Source organism: Fulvivirga lutimaris (genome assembly GCF_009711525.1).
In the GTDB taxonomy this organism is placed as follows: domain Bacteria; phylum Bacteroidota; class Bacteroidia; order Cytophagales; family Cyclobacteriaceae; genus Fulvivirga; species Fulvivirga lutimaris.
The window spans coordinates 1-494 of the sequence record NZ_SMLV01000037.1 but is presented as its reverse complement, the minus strand read 5'-3'; the positions used below and the strand labels follow the sequence as shown (position 1 = coordinate 494).

The 494-nt window shown below is 39.7% G+C and carries 1 protein-coding gene; it reads right to left on the bottom strand.

Going from position 1 to position 494, the window contains the following annotated elements:
• Window positions 1-439, bottom strand: a 439-nt coding sequence (gene miaE, locus E1140_RS00075; RefSeq protein ID WP_155177926.1) for a tRNA isopentenyl-2-thiomethyl-A-37 hydroxylase MiaE, incomplete at its 3' end; no start/stop codon positions are given.
• Window positions 440-494: the final 55 nt, after the last annotated feature.

Below are 494 nucleotides of genomic sequence, written 5' to 3'. Positions count from 1 at the left end.
CCCATAGGTTATGATAGAACTTTTTCAAGTCTCCTTCCGGCAGCGCTTCATAAACCATTCTGAATCGCTCTGCTCCTCTGCATTCAATTATTGAAGCTAATAGCAACCTGTCCATAAATCTGCCTTCCACATCGGATCTACAGGCGTCAACCAAATCTTTAACGTACATATCCTGACCCATTTTAGCTGGCAGCTGAACACCACGCTTCTCCATGATCTCATATACCTGTTGAAAGTGCTCCAACTCCTCTATCCCTGTCTCTATGAGTTCAGGTATAATTTCAGTTCTGTCCGGATATTTAGCAACAAAACTCATAGCCATTGAAGATGCTTTGCGCTCGCAATTGGCATGATCTTGCAAAAAGGAATCGAAATCTGCCATCACTGTATCTATCCACTCCTGACTACTGGGTTTCGCTAATTCAATACTTAACTTCATTTATTCAAATGTTTATACCTCAATTAACCTGAAAAGATTTATTTATTAAAAATCA